This is a genomic window from Paenibacillus lupini, from assembly GCF_011761355.1.
In the GTDB taxonomy this organism is placed as follows: domain Bacteria; phylum Bacillota; class Bacilli; order Paenibacillales; family Paenibacillaceae; genus Pristimantibacillus; species Pristimantibacillus lupini.
The window spans coordinates 258,532-278,085 of sequence record NZ_JAASRW010000004.1; the positions used below are offsets into that span (position 1 = coordinate 258,532).

The following is a 19,554-nucleotide window of genomic DNA, read 5'->3' on the forward strand; positions in this document are numbered from 1 at the left end:
TGAATCTATCTAATGGCAGTTGTCTTTTTGCATAAATTGTGGTTATTTATATAGAGATAGGAAGCCGATTTCCGAAGATAGTAACCGTCTTTCAAGTTATAATGTAAGCGCTTTAAATACAGGAGGGGGCTATTCTGTGACGAAGCATTCCACCATTTTTCGCAAATTCCTCGTTTCGTACCTAATCATTCTAATCATACCGAGTATTGCCGGCTTCGTATCTTACCGCACGTCCATCGAAGTTACACAGTCTGTCTCTATCGAGAATGGCGTTACACAATTGGAGCGCAGCAAAGAAATATTGGAGAGAAGGATGGCAGAGGTCGAAGGCTTCACGAGGCAGCTGGCTTTGAATCCAGATTTGAACACGCTGATGAACGAGAAGATTGAAGGAGATAAAGAGAACGTGTACGGCATCTGGAACGTGATGAGGCAGGTCATGCCTTTCAGCCAGACGAATGACTTCCTGCAAAATTATTTTATTTACTTAAGTAACTACGACGTCATCTTGTCGCAAGGCTCCGCTTATTTCCGGCCGGAGCATTACTACGACAATTTCCGCTACAACGATATGTCTTTAGCTGAATGGAAAAGTACGGTGCTGGATCAGCATCATGGCAGTGAAATTATGCCGCTTCGCCCGTTTACTAACAATACAAAGCAAACCTCGGTCGTGACGTATATGCAGTCCCTTCCGCTGGACAGCTTCAGCGGCACGTCGCCTGCGACAGTAGTTGTCATCATAGATGAAGAGAATATATCGAGTCTGCTCTCCGGACTTGAGGAGCGGTATGGAGGTTGGACCCATATCAGCGATGCGCAGGGAAATACAGTCAGTCTGCATGGCATCGATGAAAAGGCAGCACTTCTGCTAAGCAGGGACGCTAGCTTCGACCCGGCCAAAGTCAGTCAGTTCTACAACAACGACCTCGTTATTACGATTCACTCAGACAAGAATGATTGGGTATATCAGGCGGGCATTCCGCGCCACGTCCTAATGGAGAATGCGAATCAAATCAGAACAATGACATGGCTTGTGACCGGTGCTGCCCTTCTGCTCGGTTTGCTTGCCGGCTTGCTGCTTGCGTACCGAAATAGCGTACCAATCAACCGCCTACTAGGTGTCATGAAGGAGCACTTTGGCAAGGAAGGCATAACGGGGCGGAATGAATTCGATTTCCTGCAGGGGAACATTTCGAGGATGATTACAAGCAACCGGCATTTGGAGAACGAGCTTAACCGGCAGCTACCGCTCGTCCGTGACGGCTTCCTGAAACGGTTGATCGCTGGTGAGTTCCAGTCAGGAGAGGAGATTGCCGCGGCTGCTGCGCAAGCAGACGCACATTTCCAGTCGCAGCAAGGGTTCGTCGGCATGCTGCGAATTAACGGCTACTCCGGTATGGACAGTGTCGAAATTCTTAACGAGCTGACAGCCGCGCGGCTGATCGTGAAGCAGATGCTTCTTGAACTTGGCAGTGACTTTCTTATGACGGATCTTGGGTCAGATCGGATCGTAGCGATTTGTCCGGCAACTCGTGAGGAGAACGAATTCGAGGAGAAGACGGAACGGGAGATAATTACGGATACGTTCGAGAAGCTGATAGAGCTTGCCTACCGGGATTACAAAATTCATCTTACTGCATCCTTCGGTGAACTGTTTCAAACACTGCTCGAGGTGAGTCATTCTTCTGAGCAGGCGAAGCAGACGATGGATTATGCTGATTACGATAACAAGCAGAGCATCGTATGGTTTGGAGACTCGCACCTGGAGACGGCTACGTATTATTATCCGCTTGATATTGAGCAGCGCCTGATCAGCACGATCCGGGCGGGCGACCGGGAAGAAGCGGGGCGTATGGTGCAATCCGTCATCGAGAAAAACACGGATAACCGCCAGCTGTCGATTGAGATGAAGCAGCAGCTGGTAGGTGAGCTGAAGGGAACACTGCTTAAGCTGCTTGATCAGAAGGCATTCCTGGAATCGGAGCTGCAGCTTACACTCAAGAATCAGATCGTAAGTGTGCAGGCGTCGAATCCGGCAGCTGTCATCCAAGAGGAGATTATTGCAATCGTCGATGCGCTATGCGGTGTCATTAGCAGCAAGAAAAGTCATGCTCATATCCAAATTGTTGAGGAAATTAAACAGTTCATAGCCGTGTCGTATGGGGATCCGGAGCTGACGCTGTACCGGATCTCAGAAAATTCGGAGAGGCCAGAGAAGTATATTTCTCAATTGTTCAAGGAAGTGACAGATACAAACATTTCAGATTATTTGGAAATGGTCAGAATCGAACATGCATCCGAGTTGTTAAGGACGAATGCATACACGGTGGACGAAATTGCTGAACGCGTCGGGTATAATAGTGCTCATTCCTTCCGCAGAGCGTTCAAGCGGGTAATGGGTATCGCGCCAAGCTCTTACCGGCAGTCCATCAAAATTTGAGGTGCTGCTAAGGATCAAGGGGGATTTTATTATGATCAAAAACATCATAAGCAGCGTTGTTACCACCCTGGCAGGCATCCTGCTGTTGACAGCTTGTGCAAATACGGACGGGGCAGTTATGGATGTTAGAGAAGTCGTTACGGGTGAGGCAACCGCACCACTGGCTATTCGTATATTTGCCCAGCAGGAGAATGGCATCGATCTGGAGACGAATACGTTCACGAAGCTGTTCGAGGAGCAATTCGGCGTTAAGTTCGACTGGGAGATCGTATCGGGGGAAGGGGCTAAGGAGCAGCGGCAAATCTCGCTAGCTGGCGAAGATTATCCTGACGCGTATTGGTTAACTACCTATATTGACCAGTTCTCACAGGCCGACTTAATGAAATACGGCAAGCAAGGGGTCATTATACCGCTTAACGAACTTATTGAGCAGTATGCACCCAATATTAAGGCCGCGCTTGAGCGGGATCCGGCGTTAAAGGCGCTGCATACGGCACCGGACGGCAACATATACGGCCTCGCTAGTTATTCGGATTGCTTTCATTGTTCCTATCCAAACAAAATGTGGATCAACGCCAAATGGCTGAAGCAGATGAACCTGGAGCCGCCGGCAACAACGGAGCAGTTCAAACATATGCTTGAAGCTTTCAAGCTCGGCGATCCGAACGGCAATAGCCTGCAGGATGAGGTGCCGCTCAGCGGCTCGACCGAGAACTTCGGCGTCCACATCGTTCCTTACCTAATGAACGGTTTCATTTATCATGATGACCGTACTTTCCTCGGCTTGGCAGACGGGAAGCTGTATACGGTTGTTGACAAGCCGGAATGGAAGGAAGGGCTTGCTTATATCAAGTCTTTATATGACGAGGGATTAATCGATCCAGGCGCATTCACGCAAAACTCGGAAGCGCTTCGAAAAGTCGGCGAGAACGCAGCAGCGGAAATTCTTGGCGCCGCAGCTGCCATGCATCCGGATATATTCGTCTACGGTGAGCGCAGCGCTGATTACGAACCGCTTCCTCCTCTCGCTGGCCCGCATGCTGCTTATGCGTCGTTCGTTGGAGGCGGCCTTAGTCCAGGGGCGAAATTCGTCATCACAAGCAAAGCAACGGAGGAAGAACAGATTGCGTTAATCCGGATGGTTGACTACATCTATACGCCGGACGGACAAACGATCGCACAGTCGGGTCTAGAAGGAACAGGCTGGAGAAAGCCGGAAGCCGGAGAAATTGCGCTGGGTGAAGGGGTTCAGCCGAAGTATGCGGCCATTCCAAACGAGGTGGGCAAGCACGGACAAAATTCCGGCTGGAGCGGGATGGCACATTTTTACATGCCAAGGGAATACCGTGACAGCTGGGTGGCAGCGAAGGATATTTTCGCAAATACTGGCTACGAGCGCAGACTGTATGAGGCATCGCTCCTCTACGAAGGGCATGAGCCGGAGGAGGTGTTTCCGTACTGGGCAGTATGGATCGCTCCCGAAGAAGCAGACGAGGTGGCTATGCTTCAAACGAATCTTAAAAACTACATCGAACAAAGCACACTGCAGTTCATTACAGGCAACCTGGATGTAAATAAGGATTGGGACGAGTACGTACAAGGGCTGAAACAATTGCAGATCGGCCGGTATGTGGAGTTGATGCAGCAGGCGTATGATGATTACAACAAAGAGAAAAGGAAATCGCCATAAAAATAGCGGTTCAGGGATAGCACCCTGAGCCGCTATTTTTATGGCGATTTTTCATATTGGCTGATGTGTGAGCTCTTTCCATGTTCCATGTTGACGGTACCCTTTGTTTATGCGGAAAAGGTACGTTTTCCGGCTGAATTGGCCCTTCAAAAATGGAGGATTTGTACGCTAAACGACCCAAATGTACCTACCTGCATGAGAGTGCTCTCCCCTATGATCAGGGGTATAGAAAGCGCTGTCAAAGCGCAGGCATCGAGTCGTTACATGAAGAAGCAATACGCTTCAGATGCCAAGGGTAAGCAACGTCAGGCAACAGGGTACAACATTTTGAGGAGGGATCGTTCTGCTGCAACAACCTACCACCAAACATCAACCCATTAAGCCCGTCTATGCGAAGAATGGGTATGGCAGGCAGTTTGCCAAAAGCTTGCGGTCGCATTGGCAGCTATATTTGCTCGTCATTCCGCCGCTGCTGTTTTTCATTATTTTTAAATATGTACCGATGGCGAACGCGGTGCTGGCATTCAAGGAGTACAACGTCGTCAAAGGGATCTGGGGCAGCCCTTGGGTCGGATTGAAATATTTCCGGATGTTCTTCGACAATCCGATCTTCTGGACGCTGATCCGCAATACGCTGCTTCTAAGCTTCTATCAGCTGCTGGCCGGCTTCCCGATACCAATCGTGCTGGCACTCATGCTGAATGAGATAGGGAATGGCCGCTTCAAGCGATTCGTGCAGATGGTCACATTTGCACCGTATTTCATATCCACGGTCGTTATGGTGTCCATGATCATGCTGTTCATGGCACCACGGCTTGGTTTTATCAACGTTGCGCTCCAATACTTCGGGTTCGAGCCGGTTAACTTCTTGGGCGAGCCGGGTATGTTTCGGTCGATCTACGTATGGTCGGATATTTGGCAGACGGCAGGTTACGCAGCAGTCATCTATCTTGCGGCACTTGCGGGCATCGATCCGACGCTGTATGAGGCAGCCAAGGTTGATGGAGCATCACGTTTTCAGAAAATCTGGCATGTCGATCTGCCCGGTATTCTTCCAACCATTACGATTATCCTGATCCTGAACGTCGGCAACATCATGTCAGTTGGCTTCGAGAAAATTTATTTGCTTCAAAATTCGCTGAACTTGCCTACGTCCGAGGTCATCGCGACCTATGTGTACAGCATGGGTCTTCTGAACGCCAACTACAGCTTTGCCACGGCAGTTGGCCTGCTTAATTCCGTCATCAACCTTATCCTTTTGGTCACGGTGAACAGCTTGGCGAAACGAATATCGAATAACAGCATCTGGTAAGCAAGGGGGAATGGGACATGGCAAAATCAATGGCAGCACCTAAATCAAAAATTCGGGAATCAGTCGGCGACCGCATCTTTGTCTTCGCGATCTACGTGATATTGAGCCTCGTGCTCGTCGTCGTCTTGTATCCGCTTATTTACATCGTCAGCAGCTCGATCAGCAGCCCGGCGGCCGTTGTATCCGGCAAGGTCTGGCTTTGGCCGGTAGACCTCTCGTTCAAGGGCTTCCAAACGATATTGAAAACGCCGCTCATCATGACTGGCTATGGCAATTCGCTTTTCTACATGTCGGTGGGGACGCTCATCAGCGTCATTATGACGGTCATGCTGGCTTATCCGCTGTCGCGCAAGACGTTTTTTGGCCGCAATGGCATTCTCATGATTGTTATGTTCACGATGCTGTTCGGCGGAGGGCTGATTCCGACTTACCTGGTTGTGAGGGAGCTCGGCATGATAGATTCCCGCTGGGCACTGCTTATACCAAATGCGATCTGGGTATGGCAGGTCATCATCGCGCGCTCCTTCTTTCAAACGACGATTCCAAGTGAACTGGTTGAAGCAAGTGAAATCGATGGGTGCAGCGACTGGCGATTTCTGGCGAGCGTCGTCATCCCGCTCTCGAAGCCGATATTGGCCGTACTCGTCCTCATGTACGCCGTTGGGCAGTGGAATGCGTACTTCGACGCGCTGATCTACTTGAAATCCGACAATCTTTATCCGCTGCAGCTCGTGCTTAGAAGCATCATCATACAGAACAACAGTGCTGGTGCGATGGATATCAGCGTGCAGGTGCAGAGGGCGCAGCTAGCGGAGCTGCTCAAATATGCGCTCATCGTTGTAGCTACGCTGCCTGTCCTGATCATCTATCCGTTCGTACAGCGCTACTTCGTGCAGGGTATGCTAGTTGGTTCTGTTAAGGGCTGATAGCCGTTTGGCGGTTATTTCATTAAGGAGGTGGGGGCGATGTAGCCATATGTGAACCATCACAATGTTTGATGCTGCAAGCCCAAAGAATTCGGCTTCACAACTACGGTTACTATGCAAAGGGGAGCAAAAAATGAAAATGAAGAGCTGGAGTTTATTGTCGATTATACTCATCCTGTCTATGGCGCTGTCGGCCTGCTCGAGCAATAACGGTCAGTCCGGAGGTAATTCGTCAGAGACGAATGCTTCGACCAAGCCGCTAGAGGTCAGTGTATTCGCTGTACAGGAGCAAGGTATCGACCTGCCAACGAATAAGTACACGCAGTTTGTGGAGGATAAGTTCAACATTAAATTCAAATTCGAGCTGGTACCTTCTGATGGTGCCAAGGAGAAACGCCAAATTTCGCTTGCGAGCGGAGATTATCCGGATGCCTACATTCTGACTCATTATATCGATCAGTTCTCGCAAGCGGACTTGTTAAAATACGGCAAGCAGGGTGTCATTGTACCTTTAAACGATCTTATCGACAAGTACGCGCCGAACATTAAGGCAGCCATGGAGTCTAATTCGGATCTCAAGACGCTGAATACGGCACCGGACGGCAAAATTTACGGGCTTGTTGCCTATACACAATGTTTCCACTGCTCCTATCCAAGCAAAATGTGGATTAATAGCGAATGGCTGAAAAAGTTGAACCTAGATATGCCAACAACGCCGGAGGAATTCAAAAATGTCCTGAAAGCGTTTAAGACACAAGACCCTAACGGCAATGGCGCAGCGGACGAAGTGGCGCTGAGCGGTTCTACTGAGGAATTTGGCGTACGCGTACTTCCATTCCTGATGAACGGATTCGTCTACGATGATGACCGTAACTATTTGAATATGTCAGGCGGTAAAGTGGAATCTGCGGCGATTAAGCCCGAATGGAAGGAAGGGCTTACTTACGTTAAATCCTTGTATGATGAAGGATTGATTGATCCAGGCGCATTCACGCAAAACGCGGAAGCATTCAAAAAAATCGGCGAAAATGCTGACGCTGAAATCTTGGGCGCTGGCGCTGGCATGCACCCGGCTATCTTCATCGATCTGGGAGGACCTCGTTCTGCAAAATATAATCCGGTACCACCTCTGAAAGGGCCAAACGGTGCCTTCGGTACACATGACAATGGAGGAGTCTCTCCAGGCGGTAAATTCGTAATCACGAACAAGGCGAGTGAAGAGGAGCAGATCGCACTCATTAAGCTCGTGGACTACATGTACACGCCGGAAGGACAGACCAATGCAGGCTCCGGAATGAAAGGCATTGATTGGGAAGACCCGGCACCTGGCGACAAGGCACTTGGTGAAGACGTTAAGCCGATGGTCAAAACGATTCCGAGCAAAGAGGGTGAAAAGCCTCGGAACGCAGGCTGGTCCGGCATGGGTCACTTCTACATGCCGAAGGAGTACCGAGACAGCTGGGTGCAAGGAGAGGACATCTATGATTCAGCAAACTATGAACGCAGGCTGTATGAAGCGACGAAGCTGTACGAAGGCAGCGAGCCGAAGGAGCTGTTCCCGTTCTGGTCGATCTGGGTTGACCCTGCACAAAGCGATGAAATGAGCATGCTGCAGACGAACATCCGCGACTACATCGAACAGAATGCGCTTCAATTCGTTACAGGTAACAAGGATCTGGACAAAGACTGGGATAGCTATGTAGAGGGCTTGAAAAACCTCAAGCTTGATCGCTACCTCGAAATTTTGCAAGCTGCTTACGACGCTTCGGCAAAGTAAACGGCGTAACCATAGGAACAACAGAATCGGACGCTTCTTTGTGAAGCGTCCGATTCTATTGCAGGCAGAGCAGAACGACAAGCGAGGTGGGATCGAATGGACATTTCTCCTACGATAATCCGATTGGCTGATTTCGGGGGCAGACCGAATTCGGGAGAGGACGCAGCAGCGGCGATGCGCGGTGCGCTTGAAGCAGCTTCTGTTATTGAAGGCCCCGTTGTACTCGCTTGCGAGCAGGGACTGTATGATTTTTACCCTGAGCAGGCGGCCAGAGCAAAGTACTACATTTCAAATACAGCCAGTGAAGAGGAGAACCCTGACGTTACAAGGACGATCGGAATCTTGCTGCATGGCATACGGAACATGATGCTGGATGGAAATGGTTCCTTGTTCGTCTTCCATGGCAAACAGACGATGATCGTAATCGACAGCTGCGAACAGATTGCCATTCGTAATTTGCGTATGGATTTCGCTTATCCGACGGTTGTCGAGATGACTGTGGAGGCGATAGGCGTTAATTGTCTTGACATGGCGGTTCATCCGGACAGCCGGTATGAAATCGTAAGCGGAGCGTTATATTGGTTCGGCGAGGGATGGCGGTTCCGGGACGGGCCAATGCAGGAGCACGACACGCTGACGGATACGACTTGGCGAACCGGCAATTTATCGGCCTCGGCGGTCCGTGTCGAGGAGAGAGGGCCAGGGAAGCTTCGGCTGTTCTATGAGGCATGGTGTATGCCTACGACGTCAGTCGGGCGAGTGTTCCAAGCTAGAGACGGCATCCGCGACCAGGTCGGCGCGTTTATCGTCCAGAGCAGCAAGATTGCGTGGAGCGATGTTGGCGTCCATTTCATGCATGGGCTTGGCCTTGTCTGCCAATTCAGCGAGGATATATCATTCGAACGCATGGAGCTGGCTCCGCGTCCGGAGACAGGGCGGACCGTCGCGGCTTTCGCCGATTGCATCCATGTATCGGGCTGCCGGGGAGTTGTCCGCGTGGCGGACAGTCGATTCGTTGGTGCTCATGACGATGCTATTAATGTGCATGGCACGTATATGCGTGTCGCGGGACTGCCTGCGGCAGATGAGGTGCTGCTTCGATTCATGCACCCGCAAACCTACGGCTTTCCCGCGTTTTTTCCAGGAGATCGCATCGCATTTGTTCGTGCTGGCACGCTGACCAGCTTCGCGGAGGCTGTTGTGTCCGAAGCGGAGCTCCTTGAGCCACGCGTCATGCGGGTGAAGCTGGATAGGGACGCGCCGCAGGATATACGTTCTGACGACGTTGCGGAGAACGTGACGTGGGCACCCGAGGTGGAGATTGTCCGTAACCAGATGTCCCGCATCCCGACTCGTGGTGTATTGGTTACGACTAGCCGGAGGGCACTGATTGAGGAAAACCGATTCGAGAGGATCACAATGAGTGCGGTGCTTGTCGCGGGCGATGCCGGAAGCTGGTATGAATCCGGGCGTGTAAATAACCTGACGATTCGGGGTAATTCGTTCTTTGAGTGCGGCGAGGCGGATCATGCTGTCATTGCTATTTCTCCCGAGAATACAGAACCATCGTTTGTGCATGCCCACATTAAGATCGAAGACAACCAGTTCGAGATGAGGGCTACACCCGTCCTTGATGCTCGTTACACGAGGGATCTGACGTTTGTGAATAATCGAATCGCTCTTCACGGGCAGGCTCGGGAAGCCGGAGCAGCGATACGATTGCTGGGCTGTGACGAAGTGTCACTGTCATGCAACCACTATATCTGATTTGCGGCAATTCGTACGCCGAAAGGGGGGATTGCCCCTCTCGAAGCAGGAGGATTGTACGGAAAATGAAAAAATGTACCTATTGGAGCAGACCTGCATTCAGCTATTATCGATTTGAAAGTAAGCGCTGTCATTATGTAAACGGGTATTTGCCTAGGGAGGGAAATTAAGCGGATTGCCATTTTAGATGAAAAGGGGATGAAAGATTGAACGGATGGATGAGGATAACACGGTTATTGGTAATTATCGTATTGGTGGCGCAGTTCGGTATCGGTGTTGGTGTCGTCGCACCTGGAAGCGGGGTGGCAGAGGCAGCCAAGAAGGAATTGGCGGCAAAACCGTATATGGGCTGGAGCAGCTACAGCATGCAGGTCTACTCCGGCAACGGTCAATGGATTACTGCAGAGCAGATCAAGGCGCAGTCGGACGCGATGCATGTGAAGCTGCAGCCGTACGGCTATGAATATATTAACGTGGATGCGGCGTGGAACGGGGGAATGGATGGATACGGACGGCCGATTCCAAGCACAACGCTATTCCCCGATGGCCTGCAGGATGTCATCGACTACGTTCATGCGAACGGGCAGAAGTTCGGCCTGTACGGCATTCCGGGCTTGTCACCGGATGCTTACAAACAGGATCTCCCCATCTATAATGCTCCCGGTTGTTCGATGAAGGATATTGGCGACCCTACAAAGGGATCAGACTATTGGGGCTTCGGCTACAAGATCGATTACTCCAGCCCGTGTGCACAAAAATACATCGATTCAATCGCCAATCTCTATGCTGAATGGGGCGTCGACTTTTTAAAGTTCGACAGCGTCACGCCGGGTTCGGGCATTAGTGACTTGTCCTTGGATGCGCGGGATGACGTGAAAGCCTGGTCACAGGCACTTGAGCCGCATGATATTTGGCTGGAGCTGTCCTGGGCGCTCGATATCAAGTATATCGATTACTGGAAAAAGTACGCCAACGGGTGGCGTGTCGATTGGGATATCGAATGCTATTGCGGTAACGGCGGCCTGACCGCATGGCCGAATATCTCACGGCTGTTCCCGATAGCGGAGAAGTTTTGGCGTCATGCCGGCCCGGGTGGCTGGAACGATTTCGATTCACTCAACATCGGCAACGGCTCGATGGACGGTATTACACCGGAAGAGCGTAAGACGGCGATGTCGTTCTGGGCAGTTTCGTCGGCTCAGTTATATATCGGTAATGATATGACCAAGCTGGACGATTACGGTCTGGAGCTGCTTACGAACGAAGAGGTGATCGCTGTTAATCAGGCAGGACATCCAGGACGCCCGGTGTCGATCGATACCGAGCAGCAGGTGTGGTATGCCAATAATGGTGATGGGACATATACGGTCGGCTTGTTCAATCTTGGAGGCAAGGAAGCGACGGTATCCGTTCATTGGAGCGACATCGGTCTCACAGGTCCGGCTTCCGTCCGTGATCTATGGAGCCATAAGGAGCTCGGCGAGTTCGAGAGTGGATTCAGCTCGGCTGATCTCGCATCACATGGCTCGCGCCTTCTGAAGGTAACCGCATTGGACGGTAAGGTCGCCGTTAACGACGACGATACCGGTATGAAATATACGGGGGAATGGACGCGCAACGGCGGCAAGGAAATGGCCGCTGACAAGCAGAACCTCGTGATCGGTGTAAGCGATTCGGAGGCGGAGAACAGCTCCATCAGCCCGGTGTCGGCAAGCTTTGACAAGAAGGAGTCTGAGCAGAAGGATGTCCAGACGACAATGACGCTGAATGGCAATACGCTGGTCGCCATTACGAATGGTGGAGCTGCACTAGCGGCAGGCACTGACTATACGGTAGAGGACAATGTAATCACAATTAAGAAGGATTATTTGGCCTCGCGGTCAGTCGGAACGACGAATTTGTCCGTCGCCTTCAGCGGCGGTACTGCCCAAAGCTTTGCCATAGCCGTTAGTGACACAACGACGCGGGACAGCCGGGTGACGCCGGGCGCAGTAAGCTACGACAAGAAGGTAGGCAGTGACATCCTCCTGACGGTTTCGCCGAACGGTAATGTTTTGACGGGAGTAAGCCTGGGCGGTACGCCGCTGACAGAAGGCACCGATTATACGGCGGTTGATACTCAAATCACTATACCTAAGAGCTATCTCTCGGCGTTGCCGACGGGCACGTCTGAGCTCAAGTTCGAGTTCGACGGCGGTGAGAATCAGCGCGTTGCGTTGGTCGTCAGGGATACATCTGCAGGCGGAACGATTTCCTATAACAACGATCACCCCGACATTCATTATGCTGGCGCCTGGAATCGGAGTTATAACCGGGGATTAGGCGATTTTATGGATGACGTCCATTTTGCAGAAAAGAATGACCAGGACTACATCGAATTTACGTTCACGGGAACGGGAGTCGAGTACGTAACGGAGCTTGACCCTTCGCAGGGCGACATGGATATTTACGTGGATGGTGAGTTTAAGCAGACGGTTAGCACGTCAAACCTCGGTCGACTGGCTCAGCAGCCTGTATATAACATCACGGGGCTGCCTAATGGCGAGCATACGTTGAAGGCCGTCAAAAAATCCGGCATCTTCATGCTGCTCGACCGGTTCGTTGTAAGTGTCCCTGATCAGTTTAGTCCAGCTGTCGTAAACTTCGATAAAGCAGAAGGTGCGCAAGCAGACGTCACGATCGAGGCACCGGGCACGGGCGGCGGTCTCAGCGGGATCACGAACGGTGCGACTACGCTCGCGAAGGATACCGATTATACAGCAGCGGACGACGAGGTTACGCTGAAGAAGGAATATTTGGCATCTCTGCCGGTCGGCACGACCGCTCTCTCGTTCACATTCGCTCAAGGCGCGACGCAGACACTGACCGTTGTCGTCAGTGATTCGTCGGCTTCGAACAGCACGATCAGTCCAACGAGCGGCAGCTTCGACAAGAAGCAGGAAGCGCAGGCGGATGTTACGGTTACAATGGATTTGGCAGGCAATGTGCTTAGCTCCGTTTCGAATGGCGCCACGCTCATACAGGAAGGCACCGACTACGATGTAACGGATAGTCTAGTCACACTTAAGAAGGATTATTTAGCAGCACAGCCGGTTGGCGTCACAAGCCTGACCTTCGTCTTCGACCGAGGCGCTTCGCAGAAGCTCTCGATTACAGTGAGCGACTCGACGCCGAAGAACAGCTCGATTACGCCGTCGCAGCGCAGCTTTGACAAGAAGACTTCCTTGCAGGCAGACGTAGCAACCGCGATCGCACTCAACGGCAATAGCCTGACTGGCGTGTCTAATGGGGCCGCTGATCTGACGGAAGGCGTCGACTATACATTTTTCGGCAACGTTGTGACTATCAAGAAAGAATATCTCGCGCAGCAGCCGAATGGGATGACGAACCTGACCTTGACGTTCAGTGATGGGGTGCCGCAGACGCTGGCGGTCACCGTGAGCGATTCGGACAGAGGCCGTTATGTCGCAGTAAATAACGACGATACTGGTATTTCTTATAAAGGTGCTTGGCAGAGCAGTCGGAACAGAGGCCTTGGCGATTACAAGGACGATGTACAATACACCGAGAAAGACAATGACTACTTGGAATATTCGTTCTTCGGAACGGGCATTGAACTGATTACGGAGAAGGATCCGTCGCAAGGCGATATGGATATTTATATTGACGGCGAGTTCAAGCAAACGATCAGTACTTACAATGAAAGCAAGCAGGTTCTTCAGTCTGTATATAGCATTAATGGGCTGACCGAAGGCACGCACACGATTAAAGCGATCAAGAAATCGGGCTACTACATGCTGCTGGATCAATTCAAGGTGAAGACAGCCGATTTATTAGGCCCGGATTCAGCTAGCTTCGATAAGGCTGGTGCTGCTGATATAACGACGACACTTGTTGTGGACGGCAGTAACCTGATCGGTATTGCGAACGGTGGAGTGGCCTTGACAGCGGGAGTTGATTATACGATGTCGGGCAGTCAGGTCACGATCAAGAAGGAATATTTGGCGGCTCGGCCGAGCGGCTCGGTCAGCTTGACATTTTCCTTCGGAGGCGACCGTCACAACGATGTGCATTACACGATGAACGACGGTGATTATTACGAGTATGCCTTTAAGGGAACCGGGCTGGAATTGATCATGCCAAAGGGGCCTTCGCAAGGTGAGATCGATGTGTACGTGGACGGTGAGAGGAAGACGACTGTGGATACCTACCATGCAAGCCGGTTGACGAAACAGAGCGTGTACAGTCTGTCCGGGCTTAGCAACAGCGTTCATACCGTTAAGGTGGTTAAAAAATCGGGCGCCGAAATGCTTGTGGACGGCCTCGACTTCAGCGTCAAAGCGGATACCGTGACGCCAACCCCAACGCCTGATAACTCCGGCAATCCGGGAACGCCGTCCTCTACTGAACAACATACGGCCTATATGAATGGTTACGACGATGGCTCCTTCAGGCCGAATAACAACATCACTCGTGCCGAGATCGCAGCGATTCTATCAAGGGTAATTGAGCTTGATGCGAGTGAAACGGCGCTTGTTTACAGCGACGTGGGCTCTTCCCATTGGGCTAAAAAGGCAATCGAAGCTGTGACGAAGATGGGCCTGATGCAAGGCTACGGCTACGGCAGATTCGGACCGGAACGATTGGTTACCCGCGCCGAAATGGCGAAGCTGGCATCACTGCTTATAGAAAAGCCTGTAGGCGAAGGCAAAGGCTTTGCGGACATTGAAGGCTCATGGGCGAAGGCGCATATTCAGGCCGTGCAGGCTGCAGGCATCATGAAGGGATATGCAGACGGTACATTTAAGCCGAATAAAGTGCTGACTCGCGCCGAAGCGGTGACCATCATTAACCGGATCCTCGGCAGAGGGCCGCTTGAAGGCGTAAAGACGTCCCCTTGGAAGGACGTGCAGCCAAGCCACTGGGCGTACGGCGATATCGTCGAAGCGACGACGAAACACGCGTTCAAGGCTCGGACTGGCGGCGGCGAACAATGGATCGAGTAACGAGACAGTGAAGCGGAGGGCAAAGGGTTGAACTTACATGAACGAATTAGCAGACATGATTTGATCTACAGCAAGCCGGCGCCGACCTTTTTCGAAGGGGCACTACTGGGCAACGGAGGTATGGGGGCGGTCGTAACGACCCGCCCCGATGCTGTCGTCATTCATTTTGGCCATAACAACGTATGGGATATTCGAATTGCTGAGGACCACCTTGATGAAATAGGGGATTTCGAAAGCCTGTTCGCTAGGCTGAAGGAAATTCCAGCAGACTTCAAGTTGCTCAGCGAGGAGGACTGGTATCGCGATTACGTCGCGATGACGAGTGAGAACTACAATAATCCTTATCCCCGTCCAATGCCGTGTGGTTCACTCCTGCTGGGCTTTGACCGGCGCAGGGTAGAGGTCCTTGGGCATACGCTTCGCATCGGGAACGGCTTATGCGAAATCCGGTTTTTAGTGGAGGGACATCCCGTTTCGGTGCAGCTATTCGTCGATCAGGAGGCAGATCGCTTATGGATCGCCTTCGGGGAGACGGACCGTCCGGACCTCGCCGCGTCGCTGTTTAATCGGATTAAGCTTATCCCGGATCCAAATACACCGGAAGAGCTGCCGAGTCCGCTAGGCTTCGTCGACGACTCCTCGCGAAGGTTAACGTTCCGCCAAAGGCTGCCTTACTCCCGCCGGGAGGCGGACTGGGGCGCAGGTGATACTCGGGATCGGGCCTTCCGGCTATCCGTGACTGTCGCTTCATCCGCCGAGCTTGCGGGTAACGTCGAAGGGCTCGAAGCAAAGCTTGCGGCAAGCGACAGTTTCGTCGTCTGCGTCGAGCTGGAGGAGGGGCTGGATGCCGAAGTATCCGAAGAAGCACTGACGAAGGTCACTCCATCCAGGGAGGACTTTGCCGAAGCTTTCGCCACGGCTTGCTCAAGCTGGAGCGAATACTGGTCGCGGTCAAGCGTGACTCTCGAAGACGATTTTATCGAGCAGGTATGGTACCGCAATCTGTACTTTTTCCACTGTTCCGTTAAGCCGGATGCGACTTGCCCGGGGTTGTTCGCGAATTGGAGCTACGGCAAGATCGGATCCGAATGGCATGGCGACTATCATATGAATTACAACACACAGCAGCCGTTCTGGCTCGCTTTTTCCAGCAATCATATCGATAAGCATTTGGCGTACGTCAGCATGGTTGAGCATGTGCTTCCGATCAGCCGCAAATGGGCCAAGGACTATTACGGCCTGCGTGGGGCATATTTCCCGCATTCCGCTTATCCAGTCGAAATGAATGTTATGCCGTATCCTGTTCCGCATTGGGGCTGGGAGGTATGCGAGACGCCGTGGACGGTGCAAAGCCTTTGGTGGCATTACCTTTATACGATGGACCGGACTTTTCTGGAAGAGCGCGCCTTTGTGCCGATGAAGGAAGCTGCCTTGTTTATGGTCGATTATATGAAGCGGCCGGACGCTAAGGGCGAGGCTTGGGGAGATGACCGTTACCACGTGTTCCCGACTGTCGTGCCGGAGCTGTACGAGCTGACGCCTGGCTTCAAGAAGAACCACGACTGCATCGTCGATCTGACCCTGACGAAGTTTTTGTTCCTCGCCTTCGAGAAGGCGTGCGAAGTGCTAGGGTGGGAAGAAGAGGAGGCTGTGTTGCTTGACGAGATCCGCGAGGTGCTGGGCAGATTCCCGGATTATCCGACTGCAGAGTCGCAGCGGGGTACCGTATTCGTATCTGTACCAGGCGAGGATCCCGAAGTCGTGTATAACGTGCCGAACAGCATAACGACCGTGTTCCCGGGAGAGGAGCATGGCCTGCATTCTTCGCCGGAGGATTACGAGGTCGCGGTCAATTCGTATCGTAACCACCGTAACGAAGGGGGCAACGAGCTCGTCTTCTACCATATGGCCGGCGCGCGGCTTGGGCAGTTAGATCTGGAGCGCTTCAAACGACAGATCAACTACTGCCTGTTACCCAATGGCACATGCACGGACAAATTGCTGGAATCCGGCGGGCGGTATTCGGATACGACCCCGTTCGATTACATGGCTCCGATGGGCATCTGGTTTGAGAACTTCGCGCTTCCTGCTGTCATCAACGAGTGCCTGATGCAGAGTTATAACGGCATCATCCGGCTGTTCCCGAACTGGCCACCGGATCGGCGGGCTTCCTTCGAGACCTTGCGGGCCGTCGGCGGATTCCTCGTCAGCGCAGCCTTCGAGAATGGGCAGGTGCAGGCGGTAGAAATCGTCAGTGAAGCTGGTTCGCGGCTGCGGGCTTACAATCCGTGGGAAGGTGGAGCGATTTGCCGGATCGGCGAACGCGAAGAAAGTCTGGAAGGGCCGGTTCTTGAGCTGGACACGGCAAAGGGCGAGACTATTCGCATGACAAGGGCTTAATAGAGTACTTGTTAATTAGAAAAAGGACGCCGAATCGCCGGCGTCCTTTTTTGCTTTCGAAGCGTTGATGAATCCACTCCAGCTCGAACGATGCGTTAGCCGCGCTTTTGCTCAAGTTCTAGCAAGGCTGTCTTCATCGGTAAGCCTCCGCGGTAGCCGGTCATCGATCCCGTCTTGCCAACGATCCGGTGACAAGGAAGGACGATCAAAAGTGGGTTGGCGCCTACTGCCGCCCCTACTGCACGTGCAGCCTGCGGCCGGCCGATGGTCTCAGCCAATTCGGAATAGGCAGCTGTATTGCCATATTGGACCTCGCTCATCGCTTGCCACACCCGCTGCTGGAACGGAGTACCTACGAGATCAAGAGGCAGAGTGAAGACATCCAGGCTTCCTTGGAAATAATGTGAGAACTCATGCGTATACCGCTCCATCTCCGTATCATGCCGCACTAATTCATATCCCGGAAGGCGGGCTTCCGCCCATTCGGCCAGCTCATCGAAGGAGGCTCCTTGCGAGCCTACATAACAGAGGCCATTATCTGTAGCGGCCAAATGCAGGTTCCAATCATCATGTTGAAGCAGGGTCCAATATACGTTTTTAGTCATCGTTCAAATTCAGCTCCTCGGTATTGGGATGGGGTTAGTCCAGTTATAGCTTGAAATCTTGTTGCAAAATGAGCCGCGTTCATAAAGCCTACTTGACCTGCTATGTCCGTAATAGGCAAGTCGGAGGAGGCAAGAAGCTTCATCGCCTCTTGAATTCGGATTTGCTGAATATAGGTAGCGGGTGTTACACCCGTTAATCTTTTGAAGGTTCGCTGTAAATGGTAAGGGCTCAAGTGAAGCACATCTGCAAGCACCGATAAGGAAAGCGGCTCGTTGTAATGCTGTTCGATATAAGTGCGGGCCTGACCTTCCCATTCTTCATCCGGCAGCAGCTGCGAAGCGGGCTTGCATCGTTTGCATGGACGAAATTGCTTAGACATGGCTTCCTCTGCATGATGAAAAATTCGAATATGCTCACGATTAGGAGGCTTGGACTTGCAGGATGGCCGGCAAAAGATTCCCGTTGTGGTCACTCCATAATACCATTGCCCATCATAAGTGCTGTCATTCGACAGAACGGCAAGCCATTTGTCTTCCGGAATGCTGGCTGTTATGCTATTTTCCATTTTCGTCACCTCTACGCTCAGTATACCTCGAATGGGGAAGGATTCGTTAGCAAGTGTGAATGAAACCGCAAGAATACGAAAGCAGCCGGTCTGTTTGGTATGGTTGAATAGTCGTAGTAGAATTAATTGTATTAGCACATAAAAGGAGGATATCCATGACGAAGTCAGCTCTGCTTCAAATACAGGTGCCAGAGCCTTTTAGTTATGGTGAGACAATCAGCTACCTGCAGCGATCACCAAACGAGCCGTTATATCAGGTGGAAGGCGATAAGGTTTATCGGCTTATCCCAATAGGGGAAGAGCCAACGGTAGTTGAGATCGAAGAGTCCACTGATCGCGGAACTCTTCTTTTGCGGATAATTGGTGAGGAAGCGGTTAGTGAGCAGCGGCAGATGGAAATAAAGGCTTTTATCAGGGAATGGTTTGATTTCGATCATGATCTGCTGCCATTTTACGAGATGGCCCGTCAGGATTCTCTGCTTAGTCAAACAATCAATCGTTTCCACGGTCTTCGGAATATTGGGATTCCTGATCTATTCGAGGCATTATGCTGGGGGATTATCGGACAGCAGATTAATCTGACGTTTGCCTACAAGTTGAAGCGCAGGTTTGTGGAGGCCTATGGACAAAGTACTGAGAGGGAAGATCGGACATTCTGGCGGTTCCCGGTTCCCGAGACAATTGCGGCGTTAAAGCCGGAGGATATGGCCCCTATGCAGATGTCAGTCAAAAAATCCGAGTATCTGATTGGTGTTGCGCAATTGATGGCGGATGGTTCATTAAGTAAGCGGCAGCTGCTGGCGCTTAGCGATTTTGAGACCATAGAGAAGAGGTTGACGGGCATTCGCGGCATCGGGCCTTGGACGGCCAATTATGCGCTTATGCGCTGCCTTCGGCTGCCGAATGCTTTTCCAATCGCGGATGTAGGTTTACACAACTCGATTAAGGCCCTTACCGGGAGCAGTGTGAAGCCAACGATTAAAGAGATTAGGCAGATGGCGGAAGGCTGGAAGGGCTGGGAGTCTTATGCGACATTTTATTTGTGGCGAATGCTTTATTAGG

Annotated in this window: 11 protein-coding genes; 9 read left to right on the plus strand and 2 right to left on the minus strand. The window is 51.9% G+C overall.

The window, feature by feature from the left end:
* Window positions 1–136 precede the first annotated feature (136 nt).
* The 8 genes from FHS17_RS14675 (at window position 137) to FHS17_RS14710 (ending at window position 17,321) form a co-directional block, all read left to right on the plus strand.
* A complete protein-coding gene (locus FHS17_RS14675) occupies window positions 137–2,443 on the plus strand; it encodes a helix-turn-helix domain-containing protein (RefSeq protein ID WP_167279155.1) in 2,307 nt (768 codons plus the stop codon).
* 31 nt (window positions 2,444–2,474) lie between these two features.
* A complete protein-coding gene (locus tag FHS17_RS14680) occupies window positions 2,475–4,133 on the plus strand; it encodes an extracellular solute-binding protein (RefSeq protein ID WP_167279156.1) in 1,659 nt (552 codons plus the stop codon).
* A 376-nt stretch (window positions 4,134–4,509) separates the two neighbouring features.
* Window positions 4,510–5,445, plus strand: coding sequence for an ABC transporter permease subunit (locus tag FHS17_RS14685; protein ID WP_167279512.1), 936 nt, complete (start codon window positions 4,510–4,512; stop codon window positions 5,443–5,445).
* A 17-nt stretch (window positions 5,446–5,462) separates the two neighbouring features.
* Window positions 5,463–6,371: a carbohydrate ABC transporter permease gene (locus FHS17_RS14690; protein ID WP_167279157.1), complete on the plus strand. Its 909-nt coding sequence runs from the start codon at window positions 5,463–5,465 to the stop codon at window positions 6,369–6,371.
* A gap of 133 nt (window positions 6,372–6,504) precedes the next feature.
* Entirely contained in the window at window positions 6,505–8,148 is a 1,644-nt protein-coding gene (locus FHS17_RS14695; protein ID WP_167279158.1) for an extracellular solute-binding protein, read from the plus strand.
* A 96-nt stretch (window positions 8,149–8,244) separates the two neighbouring features.
* Complete coding sequence (locus tag FHS17_RS14700) at window positions 8,245–9,915, plus strand: right-handed parallel beta-helix repeat-containing protein (protein WP_167279159.1); 1,671 nt, start codon at window positions 8,245–8,247, stop codon at window positions 9,913–9,915.
* Between the two features lie 206 nt (window positions 9,916–10,121).
* Window positions 10,122–14,921, plus strand: a complete 4,800-nt coding sequence (locus FHS17_RS14705; RefSeq protein WP_167279160.1) for a X2-like carbohydrate binding domain-containing protein — start codon at window positions 10,122–10,124, stop codon at window positions 14,919–14,921.
* A 27-nt stretch (window positions 14,922–14,948) separates the two neighbouring features.
* Window positions 14,949–17,321, plus strand: coding sequence for a glycosyl hydrolase family 95 catalytic domain-containing protein (locus tag FHS17_RS14710; RefSeq protein WP_167279161.1), 2,373 nt, complete (start codon window positions 14,949–14,951; stop codon window positions 17,319–17,321).
* A 95-nt stretch (window positions 17,322–17,416) separates the two neighbouring features.
* On the opposite strand, the gene FHS17_RS14715 is transcribed toward FHS17_RS14710, so the two are convergent.
* Together FHS17_RS14715 and FHS17_RS14720 are read right to left on the minus strand one after the other, a co-directional pair.
* Window positions 17,417–17,926 carry a methylated-DNA--[protein]-cysteine S-methyltransferase gene (locus FHS17_RS14715; protein ID WP_167279162.1) on the minus strand — a complete coding sequence of 170 codons (510 nt, stop codon included), beginning with the start codon at window positions 17,924–17,926 and terminating at the stop codon, window positions 17,417–17,419.
* Complete coding sequence (locus FHS17_RS14720; RefSeq protein WP_167279163.1) at window positions 17,923–18,492, minus strand: bifunctional transcriptional activator/DNA repair enzyme AdaA; 570 nt, start codon at window positions 18,490–18,492, stop codon at window positions 17,923–17,925. The genes FHS17_RS14715 and FHS17_RS14720 overlap by 4 nt, the downstream gene beginning before the upstream one ends.
* Window positions 18,493–18,647: 155 nt before the next feature.
* Between FHS17_RS14720 and FHS17_RS14725 the strand changes: the two genes are divergently transcribed.
* On the plus strand, window positions 18,648–19,553 hold the full coding sequence (locus FHS17_RS14725; RefSeq protein WP_167279164.1) for a DNA-3-methyladenine glycosylase family protein: 906 nt from the start codon (window positions 18,648–18,650) through the stop codon (window positions 19,551–19,553).
* The last annotated feature ends 1 nt before the right edge of the window (window position 19,554 follow it).